Origin of the sequence: Cellulomonas phragmiteti, from assembly GCF_016862775.1 — a bacterium.
GTDB classification, from domain to species: domain Bacteria; phylum Actinomycetota; class Actinomycetes; order Actinomycetales; family Cellulomonadaceae; genus Cellulomonas; species Cellulomonas phragmiteti.
Window position 1 is genome coordinate 56,771 of record NZ_BONP01000013.1, and the last position, 21,715, is coordinate 78,485.

Sequence of the window (21,715 nt, forward strand, 5' to 3'; positions counted from 1 at the left end):
ACGACCCCCGGACCTCGACCCCCTCCTGGAGGACACCATCCCCGCCGCCGACTACTACTCGCCGGCCGCCGAGTTCTTCGACCTCGTCGGCCACCGCCACCTCGTCTCGAGCGCCCCGGCGCTGCGCACCGCCCTGGCCGGCCTCGACACCTCGCACGGCCCGGTCCTCGACATCGGCGCCGGGTCGGGGCTGGTCACGGCGACCATCGCCGAGATCCTGCCCTCGGCGCGCATCATCTCCGCCGAGCCGTCGCCGGTCATGCGCGCGGTGCTGACCAGCCGGGTGTTCTCCGACCCCGCACTGCGCGAGCGCGTCACGGTGGTGCCCGAGCCCGCGCAGGAGCTCGAGCTGCCCGACTCGCTCTCGGCCGTGGTGATCTTCGGCGTCGCCGGGCACATCCCCCGGCCCGAGCGGGTGCGGCTGTGGCGCCGGCTGGCCGAGCGGCTGCCCGTCGGGGCGCCCATCGTCGTCGAGCTCATGGGCGTCGACACCCCGCGCCACATCCCGTTCGTGCGCATGTGCAGGGAGTCGCTGGGCGACCAGGACTACGAGTGGTGGATCAGCGGGGACCCGGCCGGTGAGGGCGTCATGCGCTGGCGCACCGAGTGGCGGGTGTTCCGCGACGGCCGGCGTGTGCGCACGGTCGAGGACGAGTACGACTGGGAGACCTTCGCGGTCGAGCGGCTCGCCGAGGAGTCGGGGATGACGGTGCGCCGGCTCGCCCGCTCCAGCCGGGAGTCCACGCCCGAGGTGGGGGTGCTGGTCCGATGACGACGACCGGCCCGCGCACCCCCGGGCCGCTGGCCCGGTTGATCGCCCCCGTCCGGCGGCGCGTCGTGGCGGCCACGGTCCTGCAGGGCCTGGCCGCGGGCACCGGCATCGCGCCGCTGGTCCTGCTGGTCGAGCTCGCCCGGGGCCTGCTCGCGCCCGCACCCCTGGACGCGGACCGCCTCTGGCTGCTCGTGGGCGGGGCCCTGCTCGCGGCGCTCGTGTCGCTGCTGCTGGGTGCCGCGTCGACGGTCGTCAGCCACCGCGCGGACGACGACCTGCAGCTGGCGGTGCGCCGCGACCTGGCCGCGCACCTGTCGCGCGTGCCCCTGGGCTGGTACTCGCGGCACGGCTCGGGACGCGCCAAGCGCGCGCTGCACGACGACGTCGGCGAGGTGCACCAGCTCGTCGCGCACACCGTCCCTGAGCTCGCCGGGGTCGTCGCCGTCCCGCTGGTGACCCTCGTCTACCTGGTCACCGTCGACTGGCAGCTGGCCCTGGTGGCGCTCGTGCTCGTCGTCGCCGGGGTCGCGCTGTTCGCGCGGGCCATGGCCGGCGGCATGGCCAAGATGGGCGAGTACGCCCGCGCCATGGGCGACGTGAGCAGCGCGACCGTCGAGTTCGTCCGCGGGATCCGCGTCGTCAAGCAGCTCGGGTCGCAGGACCAGGCGTCCAGCCGGTTCGTGGCCGCGGCCGACGCGTTCGCCGACTTCTTCGTCGCGTGGTCGCGCAGCACCACGGCCGTGACCGTCGGCTCGTTCCTGCTGCTGTCGGCACCGACCGTCACGGTCGTCGTCGTGACGGCCGGTGTGCTGCTCGCCGCCGCCGGTCGCACCGACCCGGTGGACGTCGTCGCGTTCGCCCTGCTGGCGCCGGCCCTGTGCGCCCCCATGAACGCGATCGGCGCGCGCGCCCAGCAGATCACCGGCGCCCGCGGCGCGGCGGCGCGCATCGCCGACGTGCTGGCCGTCCCCGAGCTGGTGACCACGGGCACCGCGACACCCGAGGGTGCGCGGGTCGAGCTGCGCGGCGTGCGGTTCGCGTACGAGCCCGCCCCGGGCGACGAGGCCCACGAGGTGCTGCACGGCATCGACCTGACCCTCGAGCCGGGCACCGTCACGGCGCTCGTGGGGCCGTCCGGTGCGGGCAAGACGACGCTGGCGACCCTGCCGGCGCGGTTCGCCGACCCGACGGGCGGGGCCGTGCTCGTCGGCGGTGCCGACCTGCGCGACGTCCCGGCCGACGTGCTCTACCGCACCGTCGGCTTCGTGTTCCAGGACGTGCAGCTGCTGCGTGCCTCGATCACCGAGAACATCGCGCTCGCCCGGCCCGACGCGACACCCGAGCAGGTGCGCGCCGCCGCGCGCGCCGCACGTATCGACGACCGCGTCGAGGCGATGCCGCGCGGCTACGACTCGGTGGTCGGCGAGGACGTGCAGCTGTCGGGCGGTGAGGCGCAGCGCGTCGCGATCGCCCGCACCCTGCTGGCCGACCCGCCCGTGCTCGTCCTCGACGAGGCCACCGCGGCGGTCGACCCGAGCGCCGAGGCGCACATCCAGGACGCCGTGAGCGAGCTCGCCCGCGGCCGTACCGTGCTCGTGGTCGCGCACCGCCTGCCGACCGTGGTCGGCGCGGACCGCATCGTCGTCCTCGACGACGGGTGCGTCGTCGAGGACGGCACGCACTCCGACCTGCTGGCCCGCGAGGGCGCGTACGCCCGGCTGTGGGCGGCGTGGCACGACCAGGCAGCACCCGCCGAGGAGGCCGTCCGATGATCCGCACCTTCCTGCGCGTGCTCGGCCCCGACCACGCGCGTCCCGTCGTCGTCTCGCTGAGCCTGAGCGCGCTCACGGCGGTGCTGCACGGCCTGGTGATCGCGCTGCTCGTGCCCGTCCTGACGCGGCTGCTCGGGCCCGACCCGGCCGCCGCGCTGCCGTGGACCGGCGCCCTGGTCGCCGTCGCCGCGGTCTACGCGGTCGTCCGCTCGCTCGCGCTGGCCCGCAGCTTCCGGGTCGGCGGCGAGGTCTCCCGCGCGCTGCACCACCGGCTCGCCGACCACCTGGTCCGGCTGCCGGTCGGCTGGTTCACCGGGCCGCGGCTCGGTGAGCTCACGCACCTGGCGACCACGGGGGTGGTCCGCAGCACGTCGCTGCCCGTCCACGTGCTGCCCCCGCTCGCGGACGCGGTCCTCACGCCCGTGGTCGCGCTCGTCGCGCTCGCGTTCCTCCAGTGGCAGCTCGCGGTCGCGACGGCGGTGGGCCTGGCGGTGCTCGCGGTGGTGCACACCTGGTCGGGCCGAGCCGTGGCCCGCGACGACGCCGCGCGGGACGCGATCGCCGACGAGGCGTCCGACCGCGTCCTGGAGCACGCGCGGGCCCAGCAGGTGCTGCGCGCCGCGGGGCGGACCGACGACCGGGGCGGGGCGCTCGACCGCGCGCTGGCCGCCGAGCACGCCGCGTCGCGGCGGCTCCTGCGCACGGCGGTGCCCGCCCTCGTGGCGTACTCCGCGGCCGTCCGGGTGCTGCTGACCGTGCTGCTCGCGCTGACGGTGCACCTCACGCTCGGCGGAACGCTCGACGGGCCGGCGGCCGTGGCGCTGCTGGTGCTCGTCGTGCGGTTCGTGCAGCCGCTGTCGACCGCCGCCGAGCACGGTGCGGCGCTGCGGCTGTCCGGGCACGTCCTGACGCGGGTCGCGGCGGTGCTCGACGCCGACCCGCTGCCCGAGCCGGCGGTGGCCGCGGTCCCCGCCGACGGCACCGTCGAGCTGGTCGACGTGCGGTTCGCGTACACGCCCGGCGGCCCGCCCGCGCTCGACGGGGTGAGCCTGCGCGCCCAGCCCGGGACTCTCACGGCGGTCGTCGGGGCGTCCGGGTCCGGCAAGTCGACGCTCACGGCCGTGCTGGCCCGGTTCTTCGACGTCGACGCGGGCCAGGTGCTCGTCGGCGGCGTCGACGTGCGGCAGATCGGCTCACGGGAGCTGGCGCGTCACGTCGCCCTGGTCCCGCAGGACGTGTACCTCTTCGACGCGACCGTCGCCGAGAACGTGCGCGTCGCGGCGCCGGGCGCCACGGACGCCGACCTCGCCGCGGTGGCGGCACGCTGCGGCCTGGACGCCGTGGTCGCCGAGCTGCCCGACGGCTGGGCGACCCGGGTCGGCGAGGGCGGCTCGAGCCTGTCGGGCGGTCAGCGCCAGCGCGTGGCGATCGCCCGGGCGCTGCTCAAGGACGCGCCCGTGATCGTGCTGGACGAGGCGACCTCGGCGCTGGACGCCTCCAACGAGGCCCTGCTGACCCGCACCGCCCTCGACCTGGCGCGGGACCGCACCGTGCTGGTCGTCGCGCACCGTCCCGCGACGGTGCGCGTCGCGGACACCGTCGTGGTCCTCGACGAGGGCTGCGTCGTCGAGCAGGGCACCCCGGCGCAGCTCGCCGCCGCCGACGGCCCGTACGCCCGGCTGCTCCGGGACCGCGAGCGCGCCCAGGGCTGGCGCCTGGTGCCGTCGCCCGAGCCCGTCTGACCCGACCCCCCAGGAGGACCACGATGACCACCACCGACCCCGGCGCCGCGACGGCGCAGCCCGGCCCGCAGGACGACGTCCCGGACTTCCCGGTGCCGCGCTCCTGCCCGTTCTCGCCCCCGCAGACCTACGCCGGGGTGCGGGAGCGGGACGCGCTGACGCGGGTGCGCGTGCACGGCGGCAAGCACGCGTGGCTCGTCGCGCGCTTCGAGGACGTGCGCACCGCGCTGGCGCACCCGGGGGCGAGCTCGGACGCGCGCAACCCCGCGTTCCCGGCGCTGGGCGCCGGCGAGCAGCAGGTGGCCGCGGAGCTGCGCCCGTTCATCCGGATGGACCCGCCGGACCACACGCAGGTGCGGCGGATGCTCGTGGGGGAGTTCACGCTGCGGCGGGTCCAGGCGCTGCGGCCGGAGATCGAGGCGGTCTGCGCCGAGCAGGTCGAGCACCTGCTGTCCCGGCCGCAGCCGGCCGACCTGGTCGCCGACTACGCGAACCGGGTGTCGACGACCGTCATCTGCCGCCTGCTGGGCGTGCCGATGGAGGACCTGGAGTTCTTCCGGCGCGTGACGTCGGTGTCCGGGTCCCGCACGGCGACCGCGCAGGAGGTCGGGGCGGCCCTGCAGGAGCTGTTCGGCCTGCTGGACCGGCTCATCGACCTCAAGGCCGTCACCCCGGGCGACGACCTGGTGAGCCGGTTGGTCAACGGACCGCTGGCGCGCGGGGAGATCACCCGCACGTCCCTGCTCTCGCAGATCGGGATCACGCTCAACGCCGGTCACGAGACGTCGCGCAACGCGATCCCGCTGGCCGCGCTGGACCTGCTGCGCCACCCCGACCAGCTGGACCTGCTGCGCGCGGACCCGTCGCTGTGGCCCGATGCCGTGGACGAGCTGCTGCGGCACCTGTCGGTCGCCGACGTCATCACGCTGCGGGTCGCCACGCAGGACATCGCGCTGAGCGTCGGGACGATCCCGGCGGGGGACGCGTTCATCGCGCTGCTCGCGGGCGCCAACCACGACCCGGCGGTGTTCGACGAGCCGGAGCGCCTCGACGTGCGGCGCGCCCAGCGCCACCACGTGGCCTTCGGGCACGGCGTCCACCAGTGCGTGGGGCAGAACCTGGGGCGCGTGGAGCTCGAGATCGCGCTGCGCACGCTGCTCGAGCGCGTCCCGTCGCTGCGGCTCGCGGTGCCGGAGAGCGAGCTGCCGATGCGGGGGGCGTCGGCGATCTTCGGCCTGGACGAGGTCCCGGTCACGTGGTGAGCGCGGCGGGCGGCGGGCGCGTGCTCGCGGACCAGGACGTGTGCGTGGGCGCGGGGCAGTGCGCGCGGGTCGCCCCGGGGGTGTTCGACCAGGCCGACGACGGGCTGGTCGTGCTCCTGGTGCGGGACGTCCCGGCGGGGGAGGTGGACGCCGTGCTGGACGCGGTGGACCGCTGCCCGTCGGGTGCGGTGCGTCTCGGCGCACCGGCCGGTGGACCATACTGAAAGTGATTCTCAGTCGCGTGTAAGGTGTGCCTCCGCCGGCGCGCGTCGCCGGCCCCACCCCCCCCACGGACAGAGAGCGGAGAGTGCCGCATGGTGCCGACCACGATGCGCAAGGCGGTTGCGGCGTCAGCCGCGGGCGTCGCGGCCGCAGTGATGATCACGGGGTGCTCCAGCACCTCCACGAGCGAGGCCAGCGTCCCGCAGGACAGCGGGACGTCGACGCTGCGGGCGGCCTTCGCCGGCGGCTCGACCGAGACGCTCAACTACCTGCAGGGCCCCACCGCCCTGGACTACGTGCGCGCCCGGCTCGTGCACGCCCCCCTGTGCGAGCTCGACCCGGGCTCGGACGACGGGGTCGCGTACGGCGTCGTCGAGTCGATCGACGTGAGCGACGACCTGTCGACGTACACGCTGCACGTGCGTGACGGTGTGACCTTCACCGACGGAGCGGCCCTCACCAGCGCCGACGTCCTGTACTCGCTGCAGGCGCCCGTGCTGCTCGAAGGGCTGCCGTTCACCAAGATCGTCGCCCGCGGCTTCGACCTGGAGGCGGCCACCACGCCCGACGACGCGACGGTCGTGCTGCCGACCCTCGCGCCGATCGCCGACGGCCGCGAGCTGGTCTGCCAGAGCATGCTCGCGATCCAGGACGGCACCACCGAGTTCACGCCGACGACCCCGTCCTCCGGACCGTTCACCATCGCCTCGTTCGAGCCCGGGTCCTCGACGGTGCTCGAGCGCAACGACGACTACTACGGCGCGGCGCCCGCGCTCGAGTCGATCGAGCTGGTCTCGATCGCCGACGGCACCGCGCGCGTCAACGCGCTGCGCCAGGGCCAGGTCGACTACGTCAGCGGCCTCGCCCCGGCGCAGGCGCGGACGCTCGACGACGTCGACGGGATCTCCGTCACGACCAGCGAGCTGCCGTACGCCTCGTACCTGCAGTTCACGATGAGCACCGCGTCGGCTCCGCTCGACGACGTGCGCGTGCGCGAGGCGATCCGCCTGGCGGTCGACCGCGAGCAGATCGTCGAGAACGTCTACTTCGGCCGCGCGTTCGTCGGCAACGACCTGCCCGCCCTCGGGTTCCCGAGCTACGACGAGGGCATCCCCCAGCGGGAGCACGACCCCGAGCGCGCCCGTGAGCTGCTCGCCGAGGCGGGTGCCGAGGGCATGAGCCTGGAGCTCACGGTCGGGCCCGAGCTGGCCGGCATGGTCGAGACCGCGACCCTGGTCGTGGAGGACCTGCGGGCCGTCGGCATCGACGCGGCCCTGCGCGAGCTCCCGGCGGGGCAGCTGTTCGCCGACTACCAGGCCTACCTGGCGATGCCCTTCCGGGCCGGGTACAACCCGCCGGCGCCCTTCGAGGCGAACCACACCCCGGGCACGCTGCCCGAGGTCGACGCCCTCGTCCAGGCCGCACGCAGCGGCGCCTCCGCGGACGAGCGGCTCGCGGCCTCCCACGCGGCGCAGCAGCTGCTGTGGCAGCAGGGCAACCAGCTCGGCGTCGTGTTCGTGCCGAACGTCAGCGCCGCACGCGAGGGCGTCTCCGGGATCCGCGAGCTGCAGTTCCCCGACCTCGCGCAGGCCACCGTCACGGACTGACACGCGTGCGCACCGCACGCTGGCTGACGGTGAGGGTCGCCGCGCACGCGGCGACCCTCACCGTCCTGTCGGCCGTCATCTTCTGGGCCACCGAGGTGCTCCCCGGCGACGCGGTCGGCGTGCTGTCCGGGCAGGACGCGACCGAGGCCGAGCGGGCGAGCGTCCGCGAGGCGCTCGGCCTGGACCGCCCGCCCCTGCAGCGGTACGGGGCGTGGGTCGTCGACGCGCTGCACGGTGACCTGGGCACGTCGCTGATCTCGGGGCGTGACGTCGGCGAGATCGTGGGCGACCGGCTCGGCACGAGCCTGGCGGTCCTGGTCCCGGCGGCCCTGCTCGCGCTCCTGCTCGCCGGTGCCCTCGGCACGGCGGCGGGCCTGCGCCCGGGCGGGTGGCTCGACCGCGTCCTCAGCGGCGTCACGCTCGGCCTGGTCGGCACGCCTGACTTCCTCGTCGCGACCGCCCTGCTGGCGGCCTTCACCGTGGGGTGGCCCGTGCTGCCGGCCGTCGCGCTCGTGCCCGCCGGCCAGACGCTGTGGCAGCACCCCGACCTGGTCGTGCTGCCCGCGCTCGCGCTCGCCCTGGGAGCCTTCGGTGCGACCATGCGGCTGCTGCGTGCCGAGGTCGGCCAGGTCGTCGCGTCGCCCTACGCCGAGCTGGCCCGGCTCAACGGCGTGCGCGGTGCGGCGTACCTGCGCCTCGTCGTGACCAACGCCGCCGCTCCGGCCGTCCACGCCTTCGCGCTCATGACCGCAGGGCTGCTGGGCGGCGCGATCGTCGTGGAGACCCTGTTCAACGTGCCCGGCCTGGGCCAGGAGCTCACCACCGCGGTCGCCTACCGCGACGTGCCGCTCGTGCAGGCCCTCGGCCTGACGCTCGGCGCGGCGACCCTGGCGGTCCTGCTGGTGGGCGACCTGGTCACCCGCGCCCTGACCCCGCCGTCCCGCTCGACGAGGGAGCATCCATGACCGCCCGCCGCGTCGCGGCGCTCGTCCCCGCCGTCCTCGTGCTCGTCGTCGCGCTGGCCGGCCCGTGGGCCGCGCCCGGCAGCCCGACCTCGCCCGTCGGCGGCCCGTTCGCGCCGGCCGACGCCCAGCACGTGCTCGGGACGGACGTGCTGGGTCGCGACGTCCTGGCCCGCGTGCTGGTCGGGGGACGCACCCTCGTCCTGCAGGCGGTGGCCGCGACCGTCCTCGGCAGCGTCGTCGGCCTGGTGGTCGGCACCTGGGCCGGCGCCACGCACCGGACCCGGGTGGCGCAGGTCGTCCTGCGGGTCGTCGACGCGGTCGCCGCGCTGCCCGCGCTGCTCCTGCTGCTGCTCCTGGCCGCCGGCGCGCCGGGCAGCGACGTCGCCGTGGTGGTGGCGATCACGTGCGTCAGCGTGCCGTTCTCCGTGCGGGTGGTCCGCGAGCGCACGGCCGCCCTGGCCGCGACGGACCACGTGCTCGCGGCGCTGGCGCGCGGCGACACCTGGTGGGAGCGGCTGCGCTGCGACGTCGCTCCCGGGCTGGCGCCCGTCGCGGTGGCCGAGGCGGGTCTGCGGTTCGTGGCCGCCACCCAGCTGGCCGCCACCGCGGGGTTCCTCGGCCTGGGTGCCCCGGCCCCGGCCGCGGGCTGGGGCCGGATGGTCCGGGAGAACAGCACCGGCCTGGCCCTCAACCCCTGGCCCGTGGTCGTCCCGGCCCTGCTCCTGATCGCCCTGGCCGTCGGCGTCGCGGCCCTGCTGGACCACGCCTCGGGGCCCGCCGTGGACGCCGACCGCACCGGGCTGCGGGCATGACGGCGCGCGTGCGGGGCCTGACCGTCCTGGCTCCCGACGGCACGCCGGTCCTCGACCGTGTGGACCTGGAGCTGCCTGCCGGGCTCGTGACCGCGGTCGTCGGGGAGTCGGGTGCCGGCAAGACCACCCTCGCCCACGCGCTGGTCGGGCACCTGGGCAGCGGGCTGCGCCGCACCGCGGGCAGCGTCGTCGTGGCCGGGCACGACCCGTTCTCGGCAGACGGGCGGCGGGCAGTGCGGGGTCGCCTCGCGGGCCTGGTGCCGCAGGACCCGGCCAGTGCCCTCGACCCCCAGCGGCGCGTCGGCGCCCAGCTGCGCACGGCCGTGCGCGTCGCCCGGCCCCGCGACCCCCGGGCGCGGCGCCTCGCGGACGTGCAGGACGCGGTCCGCAGCGCAGCCCTGGAGCCCGAGCTCCTGGGCCGGCGGCCCACCCAGCTCTCCGGCGGCCAGGCCCAGCGGACCCTGCTGGCCTGGGCTCTGGTGACCCGTCCCGCGCTGCTGGTGCTGGACGAGCCGACCAGCGGGCTCGACGCGGCGACCGCGCGGGACGTCGCGGCGGCGTTCACGTCCCTGCCGTGGCGGCCCGCGGTGCTCGTGATCAGCCACGACGACGACCTCGTCGCCCGGACGGCCGACCGCACGGCGTCCATGGTCGCGGGACGTCTCGGCGCGGATGGCCCACGGCCGGGGACGCGGGTGCGGGAGCGCGCGCGACCGAGCGCACCGCGTCACCACGACGTGGACCGTGCGGCACTCGTGGCCACGGGCGTCACCGTGCGGCGCGGGGGGCGCACGATCCTCGACGGCGTCGACCTCAGCGTCGGGGCAGGGGAGCTCGTCGCGGTGCAGGGCCGCTCGGGCAGCGGCAAGACGTCCCTCGCGCGGGCCGTGTGCGGTCTCGTACCACCCACGGCGGGCGAGCTGCGGGTGCTCGGCAGGGTGACGCCGTGGGACGCGGGGGCTCGCGCGCGTGGCGGCGCACCCTACGTCGCGTACGTCGGGCAGGACGCGCGCGCGGCCCTCCACCCGCAGGAGACGGTGCGTCGTGCCGTCGCCCGCGCCCGGGCCAGCGCCGAGCGCCTGCGCCGGCCCCGGTGGGGCGAGGCCGAGCTGCTCAGCCGGCTGCGGCTGCCGAGCGACGTCCTGGACCGCACCCCGGACCGGCTCAGCGGCGGCCAGCGGCACCGCGTCGCCCTGGCCTGCGCGCTGGCCGCGGACCCCGCGGTGCTGGTGTGCGACGAGACCACGGCGGCCCTGGACGGCGCGACCGCACGGCTCGTGCTCGACGCGCTCGACGACGTCCGGGCTGCGACCGCGCTGCCGATCGTGCTCGTCACGCACCAGGACGCGGTGGCGGCGCGGGCCGACCGGGTCCTTGCGCTGCGGGACGGCCGGCTGTAGGTGGGCGGTGCCCACCCCGCCGCTGCCGAGGACGGCCCGGGGGCATGCAGACGAGCACCCGCTCGACGCCGCGGACGCAACGGGACTCGCTGGACTCCACCCGCCTCCCCTCGCCTGCCCCGGCCCGCAGCGGCCGGGTCGGAGCCGCTACGCGCCGATCTCCGCCCAGATCACCTTCACCGTGGCGGTGCGGTACCACGCGACGTCGCGGGCCAGACGGCGGGCATCTGGAGGCCGAATCCGCCCTCGCCCGGGGGCCGGTCGCCCGCGATGCGCGGTTCGCTGCCGCGGTCGTGGTCGGCGGCCGTCAGCAGGAACCGGTGCTCACGCTGGAAGAGCTCGACGATCGTCGGCGGCCGGCCGTGGTGGATCGCGTTCGTGGCCAGCTCGGAGGCCACGATGACCAGGTCGTGCGCCACGTCGCCCAGGATCCGGTCGGCGTGCGCCCCGGCGCGGGTGTTGATCTCCTGCCGCAGGTCCTGCCGCAGACCCCTGAGCTCGGCGTCGGTCTCGAGGATCCAGGTGCGCACCTTGGTGAACCCGGCCGGGGGTGCGCGGAACGCAGCCCGCGGTCTGGGGTCGCGTTCCGGTCCGAGTACGGGTCCGAGGTGAAGGTCACCCGTTCGGCCGTACGTGGGCGGGGGCGGGTACGCCTGGGGTCGCGTCCTCACCCGGGATCGAGGTGTGCCCGGAGCAGCGCGCGGCACGGGCCCGACGCGGTGACCGATTGCGGTCTGCGGGAGCCCATCTAGTGTGGAGATCAAGAACTGACAAAGACTCTCCCGCGAGGCGCGCCCCGGGAGCAGCCGCACGACCCGAGCTCCTGGGAGGGCCATGCAGATCATCATCAACTCCGACAAGAACACCGACGTCGACGCAGCACTCGCCGAGCGGCTCGAGGACGACGTCGCGGCGACGCTGGAGCGGTTCCGCGACCACCTGACCCGGGTCGAGGTGCACCTGGGCGACGAGGCCGCGGGGCGGGAGTCGGGGGCCGACATCCGCTGCACGATGGAGGCGCGTCCGGCCGGCCGTGCGCCCGTCGCCGTGACCGAGCACGCCATGTCCGTCGAGGAGGCCGTCGCCGGTGCCGGCGCCAAGGTCTTTCGCCTGCTGGAGAGCACGTTCGGTCGGATCGACTCCCGCCGCGGCGCCGAGTCGATCCGCCACCTCGAGGTCGACGAGGAGCTGACCTGACCGTCGATCCGTTGGCCGACCGACCGACCGATCCGACACGAGGAGCCGCCGTGATCACCACGACCGACCTGACCGACCTGATGACCGACGCCCCGGACCTGGGGGTCTCGCTCTTCCTGCCCACGCACGTCCGCGGCGCCGAGACGCGGCAGGACCCGATCCGTCTGAAGAACCTCGTCACGCAGGCCCGCGAGGACCTGCAGGCCGCCGGCCTGGACGCGGGCGAGGCCGAGCAGTTCCTCGCACCCGCCTCCGAGCTGGTGGGCGAGCGTCCCTTCTGGCAGGAGCAGGGGGAGGGGCTGGCCCTCTTCCTCGACGGCGACGGCGTCGTCGTGCACAAGCTGCCCGTGCCCGTGGCCGAGGAGGTCACGGTCGGTGCGGGCTACCGCGTGCGTCCGCTGCTGCCGGCGCTCAGCGCCGACGGCGCGTTCGACGTCCTGACCCTCACCTCCGAGGAGTGCCACCTCTACGGGGCGTCGCGGTTCGCGCTCGAGGAGGACGACGCGAGCGACCTGCCCGGGCACATCGACACCGAGGAGGGGGAGTCCGACTACCAGAACCCCGTCCAGGCCAGCCCCGTCGCACGTCCGCGGACCGGGTCCGTCGACATCAGCAACGCCCAGGTCTACGGCGACAGCCCCGCCGAGTGGAGCAAGAACCGGGTCGTGCGCTACGCGGACAAGGTCGCCACCGCCATGGACGCCCGCTCGGCGACGCGGCCCGTGCCCGTCGTGGTCGTCGCCGACGCCGAGGTGGGCGGGCACTTCCGCAAGTTCAGCGGGCTCGGTGACCTCCTGGTCGGCCACGTCGAGGTCAACCCGCAGGGCCTGGACCGTCGGCAGCTGCACGAGGCCGCCTACGAGGCCGCTCGTCCGTACCTCGACGCCGGGCGTGCCGCCGCGGTCGAGCGGCTGCGCGAGCTGCAGGGCAGCGGCGACGCCCGCGCGGTGACCGACGTCGAGGACGTCGTGCGTGCGGCCGCCCAGGGCCGGGTCGACACGCTGCTGCTGACGCCGGGCGAGCCGGTGTGGGGCAGCTATGACGCGGCGAGCGACGGGGTGCGCACCAGCGGGGTCGACACCTCGCAGCGGCGGGACCTGCTGGACCTCGCGGCGACGGAGACGCTGCGCAACGGGGGCCGGGTGCACGTCCTCGACGAGGACGAGGCCGACGCACCCGTGGCGGCGCTGCTGCGGTACTGAGGCGTGCTGCCGTCCGGCCCCGGGGCCGGACGGCAGCACCCCGGGCAGGAGGCGGCCGGCCGGTGCGCTACTTGATCGCGCCCTGGGTCACACCCGCCATCACCCAGCGCTGGGTGAACAGGTACACGATGATCGCCGGCGCCATGGCCATGAGGTAGGACGCGAACGCGACGTTGTAGTTGCTGCTGAACTGCGTCTGGAAGACGCTCTGCAGCACCGGCAGGGTCTGCAGGGTGGAGTCGGCGGTGATGAGCGACGGCATCATGAAGTCGTTCCACGAGGCCAGGAACGCGAAGATCGCGACGGTCGCGCTCATGGGCGCCATCATCGGGAAGACGATGTGCCGGAACACGGTCCACGTCGTGGCGCCGTCGAGCCGGGCGCTCTCCTCCAGCTCCTCGGGGAGCCCGCGGATGAACGCCGTGAACAGCAGCACGCTGAACGACAGCTGGAACATCACGTGCAGCAGCGCGACCCCGAGGGGGTTGGCGAGCCCGACGATCCCCGTGAGCTTGACCTGGGAGAGCGCCAGCACCGGGAACGGCAGGAACATCGCGGCCAGCAGGTAGAAGAACGACCACCGGAAGAACCGCCGGTCCCAGTTGCGGGCGATCGCGTACGCGGCCATCGACGCGAGCACGACCGTCCCGACGACGGTCACCGTGGTGACGAACACGGAGATCCCGAAGCCGCGGGGGAAGTTCGTCAGCCGCCACGCCTCGACGAACCCGTCGATGCTGATCGGCGTCGGCACGGAGAACACCCTGCCGTCGACCGACTGCGCGGTGGTCTTGAAGGCCATCGTCAGCGTCGCGTAGAGGGGCGTGAAGACTGCGACCGTGCACAGTGCCAGGGCCACGGTGGCGCCCCAGCTCGTGCGGTCCTCGCCGCCCCGGCGGCGGAAGCGGCGTCGGCGGGTGACGGGCACCTGGCCCGGGGTCGTCGTCATCAGCGTCTGGGCGGTCATGACAGGGCGCTCCGTCCACGGGTGAGGCGCAGCTGGACGACGGCGAGGACCACAGCGATGAGGAAGAAGATCGTCGCGTTGGCCATCTGGTACGCGTAGTCCCCACCGGTGAACCCGGAGAAGATCGTCATGGCGACGCTGCGGGTCGCCGTGCCGGGACCGCCGTTGGTGAGGCCGACGATGATGTCGTAGGCGTTGAGGAAGTTCTTGAAGCCGATGACCAGGTTGATGACCACGTACCCCGAGACCAGCGGCAAGGTGATGGAGAGCAGGCGCCGGCGGGCGGACGCCCCGTCCATCGCCGCGGCCTCGTAGACCTCGCCGGGGATCGACAGGATGCCCGCGATGTAGATGAGCAGGGCGCTGGGGATCGCCTGCCACGCGGTGACGATGACGATGGTCACCCAGGCCAGGTCCGGGTCGGCCAGCAGACTCTGCTCGAGGGCCGCGACGCCCAGGGCCTGTCCCAGCTGCGGCACCGAGTTGGAGAACAGGAAGTTGAAGACGTAGGCGATGACGATGCCCGAGATCACCATGGGCAGCACGAACACCGCGCGCAGCGCGACCTTGGCCCGGATCCGGGCGGTCAGGCCGACGGCGAGCAGGAACGCGATGACGTTGACGAGCACCACCGTGACCAGGGCGAACCCGATGGTGAACAGGTAGGAGCTGCGGACGGCCGGGTCGGCGAACAGGGCGACGTAGTTCGTCAGCCCGGTGAACGAGAACTCCCCGAAGCCCACCGAGTCGGTGAAGCTCAGCGTGATGCCCATGATTGCCGGGAGCGTGATGGACAGCGTGAACAGGACGAGCGTGGGGATCAGGAACAGGTAGAAGGTCCGCGGGACCGCGGGGCGGTGGTCCGGCGTCGTCGGCGGCGGTGCCGCGACGTCGCCGCCCCCGGGCCGGGTGGCTGTGGCTGTGACCATGAGCTGTCTCCGGTTCTTCGGTGGGACGAGCCGTGCGTCAGGAGCGGAAGGCCAGCCGCTGCCAGTCGGCGTCGAGGGTCCGCAGGACGCGCTGCGGGTCGGCGCCGGACGCGAGGGACTGCGTGTAGTTCTGCAGCGGGATGGACTGGGGGACCAGCTGGGAGGCGCCGAGGTAGAAGTCCGCGCGGTCGTAGTACTCCTGGAGCTCGACGAGCGTCGGGTCGGTCACCGGTGCTGCGTCCTGCGTGACGCCGAAGCCCAGGGCGTGCGCGTTGTAGGCGTCGATGACGTCGGGCTGCATGAGGAACGCCAGGAACTCCCGCGCCGCCTCCTGCTTGGTGGACCGTTCCGGGATCCACAGGGCCAGGTCGATGTTGACCCGGACCTTGCGGTCCGCCGGGTCGTCGGTCATCGGCAGGGGGAACGCCCCGACGTCGAGGTCCGGGTTGGTCTTCGCGATCTCCCCGAGGGCCCACGGGCCCTGCAGGTACATGGCGGCCTGGCCGTTCGCGAACGCGAGGTTCCCGTCGCCGTAGCCCCGGCTCGCGGCGTCGGCGTTGGTGTACCCGACGAGCTCCTGCATCCGCCGGACGGGCTCGAGGAACTGCTTCTCGAACGTCACCGGCGCGTCCGGTCCCGCGTCGGCGCCCTGCTCCTTGAGCCGACGGAAGAAGTCGGTGGTGTCGAGCATGCCGCCGACCGCGTAGTCGAAGTGCCCCTGCGCGATCGTCCACGGGTCCTTGAACGTGCTGTAGAACGGCGTGACGCCCGCCGCGGTGAGCGCGTCGCACAGCGCGAGGAACTCGGCGTGGGTGGTCGGTGGCACCAGGCCGTGCTGGGCGAAGATCTCGCGGTTGTAGAGCACGGCAGCGGCCATGAGCGAGTACGGGATGACGCTGGTGCGGTCCGGGTAGGTCGCCGTCACGTCGATCAGGGGCTGCAGGTCGTCCAGGACGCGGCCCGCCTCGGGCATGTCGCCCAGGTCGCTCAGGGCGCCCCGCTCGACGTACCGCGACACCTCGAAGTTGTAGTTGAGGCACCCGATGTCCGGCGGGGACTCCCGCACGAAGGTCCCGGCAAGGTTCGAGGTGGCGTCGTGCCGGACGCGCACACGCGACTGGGTCTGGTGGAACTGCTCGATGAGGTCATCGAAGTACCCGATCACCTCGGGCTTCGACTGGTAGAAGACGATCTCGGTCACCCCCGACGACGGCCGGGAGCACGACGCGAGCGCGAGGCCCGCACCGGCCGCCGCGACCCCGCGCAGGAAACCTCGGCGGCTGAGCTCCGCCGACATCAGAGCGGTCTGTGACGCCATGCCTTCGCCTCCGTTGGTCGAAGTCACCGGACGGCAGGCCTGCCGTCCGCCCTCGTCAGCCGTCGAGCGCGTCGTCCTGCTGGAGCCACACCGTCGTCTCGGCGGGCAGGCCGGCGCCGTCGAGCGGCGAGCTCGCCAGGACGACCCGTCCGGCCGGCAGCGGCACGGGCGTGCTCCCGAAGTTCGTCACGGACGTCCACCCGCCGGGCCGCGTGAACGCGACCACGTCCGGCGGGGTGTTCGTCATCCAGGTCAGCATCTCGCCGGACTGCCGATCCCGCCGCTCGGCGAGCGCCCGGCGGTACAGGGCCAGCGTGGAGTGCTCGTCGGCCGCCTGGTCCTGCGCCGCGAAGCGGGCGAAGTGCGGCGGCACGGGCAGGTGCGCCTGCTGCTCGCCGAACCCGAGCGTCGGGCCGTGCGACGTCCACGGCAGCGGCACGCGGCACCCGTCGCGGCCCTTCTGCGCGCCGCCGGACCGCAGGTACGTCGGGTCCTGCAGCACGTCGGCGGGCAGGTCGGCCACCTCCGGCAGGCCCAGCTCCTCGCCCTGGTAGAGGTAGGCGGAGCCGGGCAGGGCGAGCGTGAGCAGGGTTGCCGCACGCGCGCGGCGGCGCCCGCGCTCCGCGTCGGGGGCGGGCTCGCGGCCGTCGCCGACGAGCCACGCGAGCAGGTCCGTGCCGGCGGGCAGCGCGTAGCGGGTGGCGTGCCGCACGACGTCGTGGTTCGACAGCACCCAGGTGGACGACGCCCCGGACTCGCGGGCCAGCGCGAGGTTCTGCTCGATGATCGCGGCGAACGCCGTCGCGTCCCACGGCGCCTCGAGCAGGTCGAAGTTGAAGGCCTGGCCCAGCCCCTCGGGGGACGCGTAGCGCGACCGCCGGTGCGCGGGCACCCACGCCTCGGCGACGGCCGTGCGCGGTGGGTCGTACTGGTCGAACAGCCGCCGCCACTCGCGGTAGACGTCGTGCACCTCGTCGCGGTCCAGCAGCGGGTGCGCGCCGCCCCAGGTGTCGGCGTCGAGCTCGGCCTGGCTCGGGAGCGGCTCGGTGAGGTCCTTGGTCAGCGCGTGCGCGACGTCGATGCGGAAGCCGTCGACCCCCCGGTCCGCCCAGAACCGCAGCGTCTCCAGGAAGTCGGCGCGGACCTCGTCGTCGGCCCAGTTGACGTCGGGCTGCTCGGGGGCGAACAGGTGCAGGTACCACTGGCCGTCGCCGACCGGCTCCCAGGCGGAGCCGCCGAAGCTGGCGGTCCAGTCGCTCGGCGGCAGCTCGCCGTGCGCGCCGCGGCCCTGGCGGAACACGTAGCGCTCGCGGGCGCGCGACCCGGGCGGCGAGGCGAGCGCCTCGCGGAACCAGGCGTGCCGGTTCGACGTGTGGTTGGGGACGATGTCGACGACGAGCCGGATGCCGGCGGCGCGCAGCGCGGCGCGCATCTCGTCGAAGTCCGCGAGGGTGCCGATCCGGGGGTCGACGTCGCGGTGGTCGTCCACGTCGTAACCGCCGTCGGCCAGGGCGGACGGGTAGAACGGGCTCAGCCAGACGGCGTCGACGCCCAGGTCGCGCAGGTAGGGGACCTTGGCCGTGATGCCGCGCAGGTCGCCGATGCCGTCGCCGTTCGAGTCGGCGAAGCTGCGCGGGTAGATCTGGTAGACGACCGCCTGCCGCCACCACGTCGCGTCCTGGGGCAGTGGCGCGTCGCTCGCGCGCTCGAGCCCCGACAGCATCGACATCCGGTCCCCCTGATTTGATGAAGGTCCTAAATTTAAGACCTGGCACTAGAGTGACCCGATCGGCGGAGGAGGTCAAGCGGTGGAGCGGAACCCGGTGTCGTCGCGACGCCTGCGCGACGCCAGCGCGCGCCTGGTCCTCGACCACCTCTGGGACGCCGACGAGGTCACGGGCTCCGCCCTCATCGAGGCCACCGGCCTGTCGCGGGCGACGGTGCACGACGTCTGCGACGAACTCATCGAACGCGGGTGGGTCAGGGAGCTGGCGAGCCTGCGCACGGGGGGCGACCCCCGCAAGGGGCGGCCGGCCCGCCGCTACGCCTTCGCCGCCGGCGTGGGTGTCGTCGTGGGCGTCGACGCAGGTCAGCACCGCATCAGCGCGACGGTGACGGACCTGCGCGGGGTCACGCTCGCGCGTTCCACGCTGCCTGTCGCGCCGCACGACGGCACGTCCGCCCGGCGGCTCGCCCTCATCGAGCAGGCCGCCCTCGCCGCGGTCGCGGACGCGGGCGCCGCCCCCGGCAGCGTGCTGGCGGTGGCGGTCGGCGTGCCGGCGCCCGTCGACCGTGACGGCCGCACGTCGTTCCAGGACAACGCGTTCTGGGAGCTGATGAACCCCGGCATCGGCGACCACCTGCGCGACCGGCACGGGTGGACGGCCGTGATCGACAACGACGCGAACCTCGCCGCCGTCGCCGAGCACTGGCGCGGGCACGGCCGCGGCTCGCTGTGCCACGTCACCCTGCTCGCGGGCGAGCGGTTCGGCGCCGGCGTCGTCGACGACGGTCGGCTGCTGCGGGGCGCCCACGGGGGTGTGGGGGAGATGCGCTACCTCGACCTCGTCGAGGGGGTCGGCTCCGCCGACGGCATCGCGGCGCTGGTGCGGCAGGACGCGCTGGCCCAGCTCGGGCGCCTGGACGGGCGGACCGGCTCGTCGCTCCAGGAGCTGGACCCCGCGACGGTCGACGCCGCGGACGTCCTCGCGGCGGCCCGGGACGAGGACCCGCTCGCCGTCAGCGTCGTCGAGCACGTCGCCGGGCTCCTGACCCGGGTCGTCGCGACGTTCGCGAGCATCTACGACCCGGAGCGCGTGATCGTCGCCGGCGCCGTCGCCGCGTCCTGCGAGCCGCTGCTGGCGCTGGTGCGGCGCGACCTGGACCGGTACGTCGACCCGCCGGGCGTCGAGGTGCTCGCGTCCGCCCTGGGTGCCGACGTCGTCACGGTGGGCGCCGTCAAGCGCGCCCTGGACCACGTCCGCGAGCACGCGCTGCAGATCACGCCCGCCGCACCGCACTGACCGCGCGACCCGCGGCGGGTGGGTGCGCCGCTCACGGCCGCGTCGCACTCCCCAGGACGTGCGGCGCGGCCGGGGAGGCGACGCCGGCGGGGAAGTCGAACCGGTCCGCGTCGTCGACGACGAACCCCGCCGCGCGGATCGCGCCGAGCGTGTCGCGTCCCGTGTGGCAGCCGCCGAGGAAGAACGGCCACACCGTGGCGTCGGCGAGGCGCTGGACGGTGCGCAGCCTCCCGGCCGTCGCGGCCACGTGCTCGTAGAACCGCAGCCGGCCCCCGGCGCGCAGCACCCGCGACATCTCGCGCAGGGCGACCGCCTGGTCGGCGACCGAGCACAGCACGAGGCTCGCGACCACGACGTCCACGGACGCGTCGGCGACGGGGATCCGCTCGGCCGTCGCGTCGACCACCCGGACGTCCGCCCGCACGCCCGCGGCGCGCTCGGCCGCTCGCGCGCGCAGGTACGGCTCGGGCTCCAGCGCGAGCACGGTGCCCACGCCGTCGGGGTAGTGGCCGAAGTTCGCGCCCGCGCCCGCGCCGACCTCGACGACGTCACCGGTCAGCCCCGCCAGCAGCCGACGACGGTGCTCGGCGGCGCCCTGCTCGTCCATCGACGGGGCCATGCGGTGGTAGACCCGGGCGAACACGGGCCGGCGACGGGGCACCACCACAACCTCGGGCGACGCCGCCCCCGTGTCAAGGGCGGGCTCCCACCCCCACCCCCACCCCGCCACCCCCACCCCCCTTGGGCGTGAGAGAGCAATCCAGCCGCCGCACACACCGCCCCCAACCTCCCACCCCCACCCCCTTGGGGCGTGAGAGTGCGATCCAGCCGCGGTGGCGACCGTGCAGGCGACGTCGGGTGAACTGGATTGCTCTCTCGCGCCCACGGGGGTGGGCCTGGTGGGGAGTCGGGAGTCGGGAGTGGGGAGTCGGGAGGTGGGGGGTGGGTCGTGGTGCTGCGAGCATGATGGGGGCATGACGACGAGCGGCGGGGCGGACGTGCGGCGGGCGATCCTCTTCCACGGCACGGGCGGGACGCCGGACGTGGCGTGGCTGCCGTGGCTCGACCGGCGGCTCACGTCCCGCGGGTACACCGTCGAGCGGCCCGCGTACCCGACGATCAACGACGAGCCCGTCGCGACGATGCTGCCGCGGGTGCTGGCCGCGCACACGTTCGACGCCGGCACGGTCCTCGTCGGGCACTCGGCGGGCGCGGCCCTGCTGCTGGCGCTGCTGGAGCACCTCGACGGGCCGGTGGCCGGGTCCGTCCTCGTCGCCGGCTACTGCACACCGCCGAACGACGCGGCCGAGCCCGTGCTGCAGCAGACGTACGACTGGGACCGGATCCGTGCGCACGCCGGCGACGTGGTGGTCGTCAACTCCGTCACCGACCCGTACGGGTGCGACGTCACGCAGGGGCGGGCGATGTTCGACCGGCTCGGCGGCACCCTCGTCGTGCGGGACGAGGGGCACTTCGGGGACGTCGACCAGCCGTTCGAGACGTTCGAGCTGCTGGACCGGCTGATCCCGTGAGCGCCGGGTGTCGGTGGCCGGTGGCACGGTGGTCGTCATGGACGCCGACCCGAAGGCCACGCTGCACCGGTACCTGCGCCGCCAGCGCGAGGGGCTGCTCGACAAGCTCGAGGGCCTCGACGAGTACGACGTCCGCCGCCCGTTGACCGGCACCGGCACCAACCTGCTCGGCCTGGTCAAGCACGTCGCGAGCGTGCAGGTCGGCTACCTCGGCGAGGTCTTCGGGCGCCCCAGCCCGTGGGCCATGCCCTGGTACGACGACGCCGCCGAGCCCGACGCCGACCTGTGGGTCCCGGCGGACGAGAGCCGCGCGTCGGTCCTCGACCTGTGGCAGCACTCGGCCGAGCACGCCGACGCGACGGTCGAGGCGCTGCCCCTCGACGCCGTCGGCGACGTCCCGTGGTGGGGCGAGCACGGCCGCGTGACCCTGCACCAGGTCCTCGTCCACGTGGTCGCGGAGGTCGCCCGCCACGCCGGGCACGCCGACATCCTGCGCGAGCAGCTCGACGGGCGCACCGGCATGGTCGCCGGTGACGCCAACGTGCCGGACCGCGACGCCCAGCAGTGGGCGGCGTTCCGGGACCGGATCGAGCAGGCCGCGCGCGACGTCGCGGGCCGCTGACGGTCAGTCGACGAGGTCGGCGTACTCCGGGTGCCGCTCGACGTACGCGCGGACGAACGGGCACTGCGGGACCACGCGACGCCCGGCGTCGCGCACGTCGTCGAGCGCGTACGCGACGAGCTGCGAGCCCAGGCCCTTCTCCTGCCGGGACTCGTCCACCGCGGTGTGCTCGAGGACGACCCGGTCGCCGCCGACGGAGTAGCCGAGCTCGCCGACCTCGTCGTCGCCGATCCGCAGCACGTACCGTCGCCCCGCCTCGTCGTGCTCGACGAGCGGCTCGGAGCCCTGTGTCCCCTGCGGCATGCTCACCCCTCCCGGACGCCCCCGCGTGCCGGAGGCGTCCCCGCGAGCGTACCGACGGCCCTGCGACC

The 21,715-nt window shown here is 74.7% G+C and carries 22 protein-coding genes; 14 read left to right on the forward strand and 8 right to left on the reverse strand.

Annotated features, from left to right (window positions below):
- Positions 1 to 54: 54 nt before the first annotated feature.
- Entirely contained in the window at positions 55 to 261 is a 207-nt protein-coding gene (locus Cph01nite_RS19095; protein WP_239069219.1) for a hypothetical protein, read from the reverse strand.
- On the opposite strand from Cph01nite_RS19095, the gene Cph01nite_RS11880 reads away from it, so the two are divergent.
- The 9 genes from Cph01nite_RS11880 (at position 218) to Cph01nite_RS11920 (ending at position 10,554) form a co-directional block, all read left to right on the forward strand.
- Positions 218 to 772 carry a class I SAM-dependent methyltransferase gene (locus Cph01nite_RS11880; RefSeq protein ID WP_239069228.1) on the forward strand — a complete coding sequence of 185 codons (555 nt, stop codon included), beginning with the start codon at positions 218 to 220 and terminating at the stop codon, positions 770 to 772. The two genes, Cph01nite_RS19095 and Cph01nite_RS11880, sit on opposite strands and share 44 nt — an antisense overlap.
- Entirely contained in the window at positions 769 to 2,544 is a 1,776-nt protein-coding gene (locus Cph01nite_RS11885; RefSeq protein WP_203674426.1) for an ABC transporter ATP-binding protein, read from the forward strand. Before Cph01nite_RS11880 ends, Cph01nite_RS11885 begins: the two co-directional genes overlap by 4 nt.
- A complete protein-coding gene (locus tag Cph01nite_RS11890) occupies positions 2,541 to 4,286 on the forward strand; it encodes an ABC transporter ATP-binding protein (RefSeq protein WP_203674428.1) in 1,746 nt (581 codons plus the stop codon). Before Cph01nite_RS11885 ends, Cph01nite_RS11890 begins: the two co-directional genes overlap by 4 nt.
- A 23-nt stretch (positions 4,287 to 4,309) precedes the next feature.
- On the forward strand, positions 4,310 to 5,548 hold the full coding sequence (locus Cph01nite_RS11895; protein ID WP_203674430.1) for a cytochrome P450: 1,239 nt from the start codon (positions 4,310 to 4,312) through the stop codon (positions 5,546 to 5,548).
- The gene (locus Cph01nite_RS11900; protein WP_203674432.1) at positions 5,545 to 5,772 is read left to right on the forward strand and encodes a ferredoxin; all 228 of its coding nucleotides are present in this window, start codon (positions 5,545 to 5,547) and stop codon (positions 5,770 to 5,772) included. The genes Cph01nite_RS11895 and Cph01nite_RS11900 overlap by 4 nt, the downstream gene beginning before the upstream one ends.
- Positions 5,773 to 5,862: 90 nt before the next feature.
- On the forward strand, positions 5,863 to 7,377 hold the full coding sequence (locus Cph01nite_RS11905) for an ABC transporter substrate-binding protein (RefSeq protein ID WP_239069220.1): 1,515 nt from the start codon (positions 5,863 to 5,865) through the stop codon (positions 7,375 to 7,377).
- A 5-nt stretch (positions 7,378 to 7,382) separates the two neighbouring features.
- Positions 7,383 to 8,342: an ABC transporter permease gene (locus Cph01nite_RS11910; protein ID WP_239069221.1), complete on the forward strand. Its 960-nt coding sequence runs from the start codon at positions 7,383 to 7,385 to the stop codon at positions 8,340 to 8,342.
- Complete coding sequence (locus tag Cph01nite_RS11915; protein ID WP_203674434.1) at positions 8,339 to 9,154, forward strand: ABC transporter permease; 816 nt, start codon at positions 8,339 to 8,341, stop codon at positions 9,152 to 9,154. The genes Cph01nite_RS11910 and Cph01nite_RS11915 overlap by 4 nt, the downstream gene beginning before the upstream one ends.
- Positions 9,151 to 10,554, forward strand: coding sequence for an ABC transporter ATP-binding protein (locus tag Cph01nite_RS11920; protein WP_203674436.1), 1,404 nt, complete (start codon positions 9,151 to 9,153; stop codon positions 10,552 to 10,554). The genes Cph01nite_RS11915 and Cph01nite_RS11920 overlap by 4 nt, the downstream gene beginning before the upstream one ends.
- A 176-nt stretch (positions 10,555 to 10,730) precedes the next feature.
- Here Cph01nite_RS11920 and Cph01nite_RS11925 read toward each other — a convergent pair whose 3' ends face one another.
- Complete coding sequence (locus tag Cph01nite_RS11925) at positions 10,731 to 11,084, reverse strand: ATP-binding protein (protein ID WP_203674438.1); 354 nt, start codon at positions 11,082 to 11,084, stop codon at positions 10,731 to 10,733.
- A 304-nt stretch (positions 11,085 to 11,388) separates the two neighbouring features.
- On the opposite strand from Cph01nite_RS11925, the gene Cph01nite_RS11930 reads away from it, so the two are divergent.
- Positions 11,389 to 11,751, forward strand: coding sequence for an HPF/RaiA family ribosome-associated protein (locus tag Cph01nite_RS11930; protein WP_203674440.1), 363 nt, complete (start codon positions 11,389 to 11,391; stop codon positions 11,749 to 11,751).
- 50 nt (positions 11,752 to 11,801) lie between these two features.
- On the forward strand, positions 11,802 to 12,953 hold the full coding sequence (locus tag Cph01nite_RS11935) for a baeRF3 domain-containing protein (protein WP_203674442.1): 1,152 nt from the start codon (positions 11,802 to 11,804) through the stop codon (positions 12,951 to 12,953).
- Positions 12,954 to 13,020: 67 nt separating this feature from the next.
- Here Cph01nite_RS11935 and Cph01nite_RS11940 read toward each other — a convergent pair whose 3' ends face one another.
- The 4 genes from Cph01nite_RS11940 to Cph01nite_RS11955 are packed head-to-tail and all read right to left on the reverse strand — an operon-like array spanning position 13,021 to position 17,896.
- Positions 13,021 to 13,920, reverse strand: a complete 900-nt coding sequence (locus Cph01nite_RS11940; RefSeq protein ID WP_203674444.1) for a carbohydrate ABC transporter permease — start codon at positions 13,918 to 13,920, stop codon at positions 13,021 to 13,023.
- Entirely contained in the window at positions 13,917 to 14,849 is a 933-nt protein-coding gene (locus Cph01nite_RS11945; RefSeq protein WP_203674446.1) for a carbohydrate ABC transporter permease, read from the reverse strand. Before Cph01nite_RS11945 ends, Cph01nite_RS11940 begins: the two co-directional genes overlap by 4 nt.
- A 37-nt stretch (positions 14,850 to 14,886) precedes the next feature.
- Complete coding sequence (locus Cph01nite_RS11950) at positions 14,887 to 16,167, reverse strand: ABC transporter substrate-binding protein (RefSeq protein ID WP_239069222.1); 1,281 nt, start codon at positions 16,165 to 16,167, stop codon at positions 14,887 to 14,889.
- Positions 16,168 to 16,222: 55 nt separating this feature from the next.
- Positions 16,223 to 17,896: a glycoside hydrolase family 13 protein gene (locus Cph01nite_RS11955; protein ID WP_203674448.1), complete on the reverse strand. Its 1,674-nt coding sequence runs from the start codon at positions 17,894 to 17,896 to the stop codon at positions 16,223 to 16,225.
- A 79-nt stretch (positions 17,897 to 17,975) separates the two neighbouring features.
- Between Cph01nite_RS11955 and Cph01nite_RS11960 the strand changes: the two genes are divergently transcribed.
- Complete coding sequence (locus Cph01nite_RS11960) at positions 17,976 to 19,190, forward strand: ROK family transcriptional regulator (protein WP_203674451.1); 1,215 nt, start codon at positions 17,976 to 17,978, stop codon at positions 19,188 to 19,190.
- Between the two features lie 31 nt (positions 19,191 to 19,221).
- Here Cph01nite_RS11960 and Cph01nite_RS11965 read toward each other — a convergent pair whose 3' ends face one another.
- Positions 19,222 to 19,851: a class I SAM-dependent methyltransferase gene (locus tag Cph01nite_RS11965; RefSeq protein ID WP_239069223.1), complete on the reverse strand. Its 630-nt coding sequence runs from the start codon at positions 19,849 to 19,851 to the stop codon at positions 19,222 to 19,224.
- A gap of 313 nt (positions 19,852 to 20,164) precedes the next feature.
- Between Cph01nite_RS11965 and Cph01nite_RS11970 the strand changes: the two genes are divergently transcribed.
- Both Cph01nite_RS11970 and Cph01nite_RS11975 read left to right on the forward strand, forming a co-directional pair.
- Positions 20,165 to 20,722: an RBBP9/YdeN family alpha/beta hydrolase gene (locus Cph01nite_RS11970; protein WP_203674453.1), complete on the forward strand. Its 558-nt coding sequence runs from the start codon at positions 20,165 to 20,167 to the stop codon at positions 20,720 to 20,722.
- Positions 20,723 to 20,759: 37 nt separating this feature from the next.
- Positions 20,760 to 21,344 (forward strand): DinB family protein, encoded by a 585-nt coding sequence (locus Cph01nite_RS11975; protein WP_203674455.1) that lies wholly within the window; start codon positions 20,760 to 20,762, stop codon positions 21,342 to 21,344.
- 3 nt (positions 21,345 to 21,347) lie between these two features.
- On the opposite strand, the gene Cph01nite_RS11980 is transcribed toward Cph01nite_RS11975, so the two are convergent.
- Positions 21,348 to 21,647 carry a GNAT family N-acetyltransferase gene (locus Cph01nite_RS11980; protein ID WP_203674457.1) on the reverse strand — a complete coding sequence of 100 codons (300 nt, stop codon included), beginning with the start codon at positions 21,645 to 21,647 and terminating at the stop codon, positions 21,348 to 21,350.
- Positions 21,648 to 21,715: the final 68 nt, after the last annotated feature.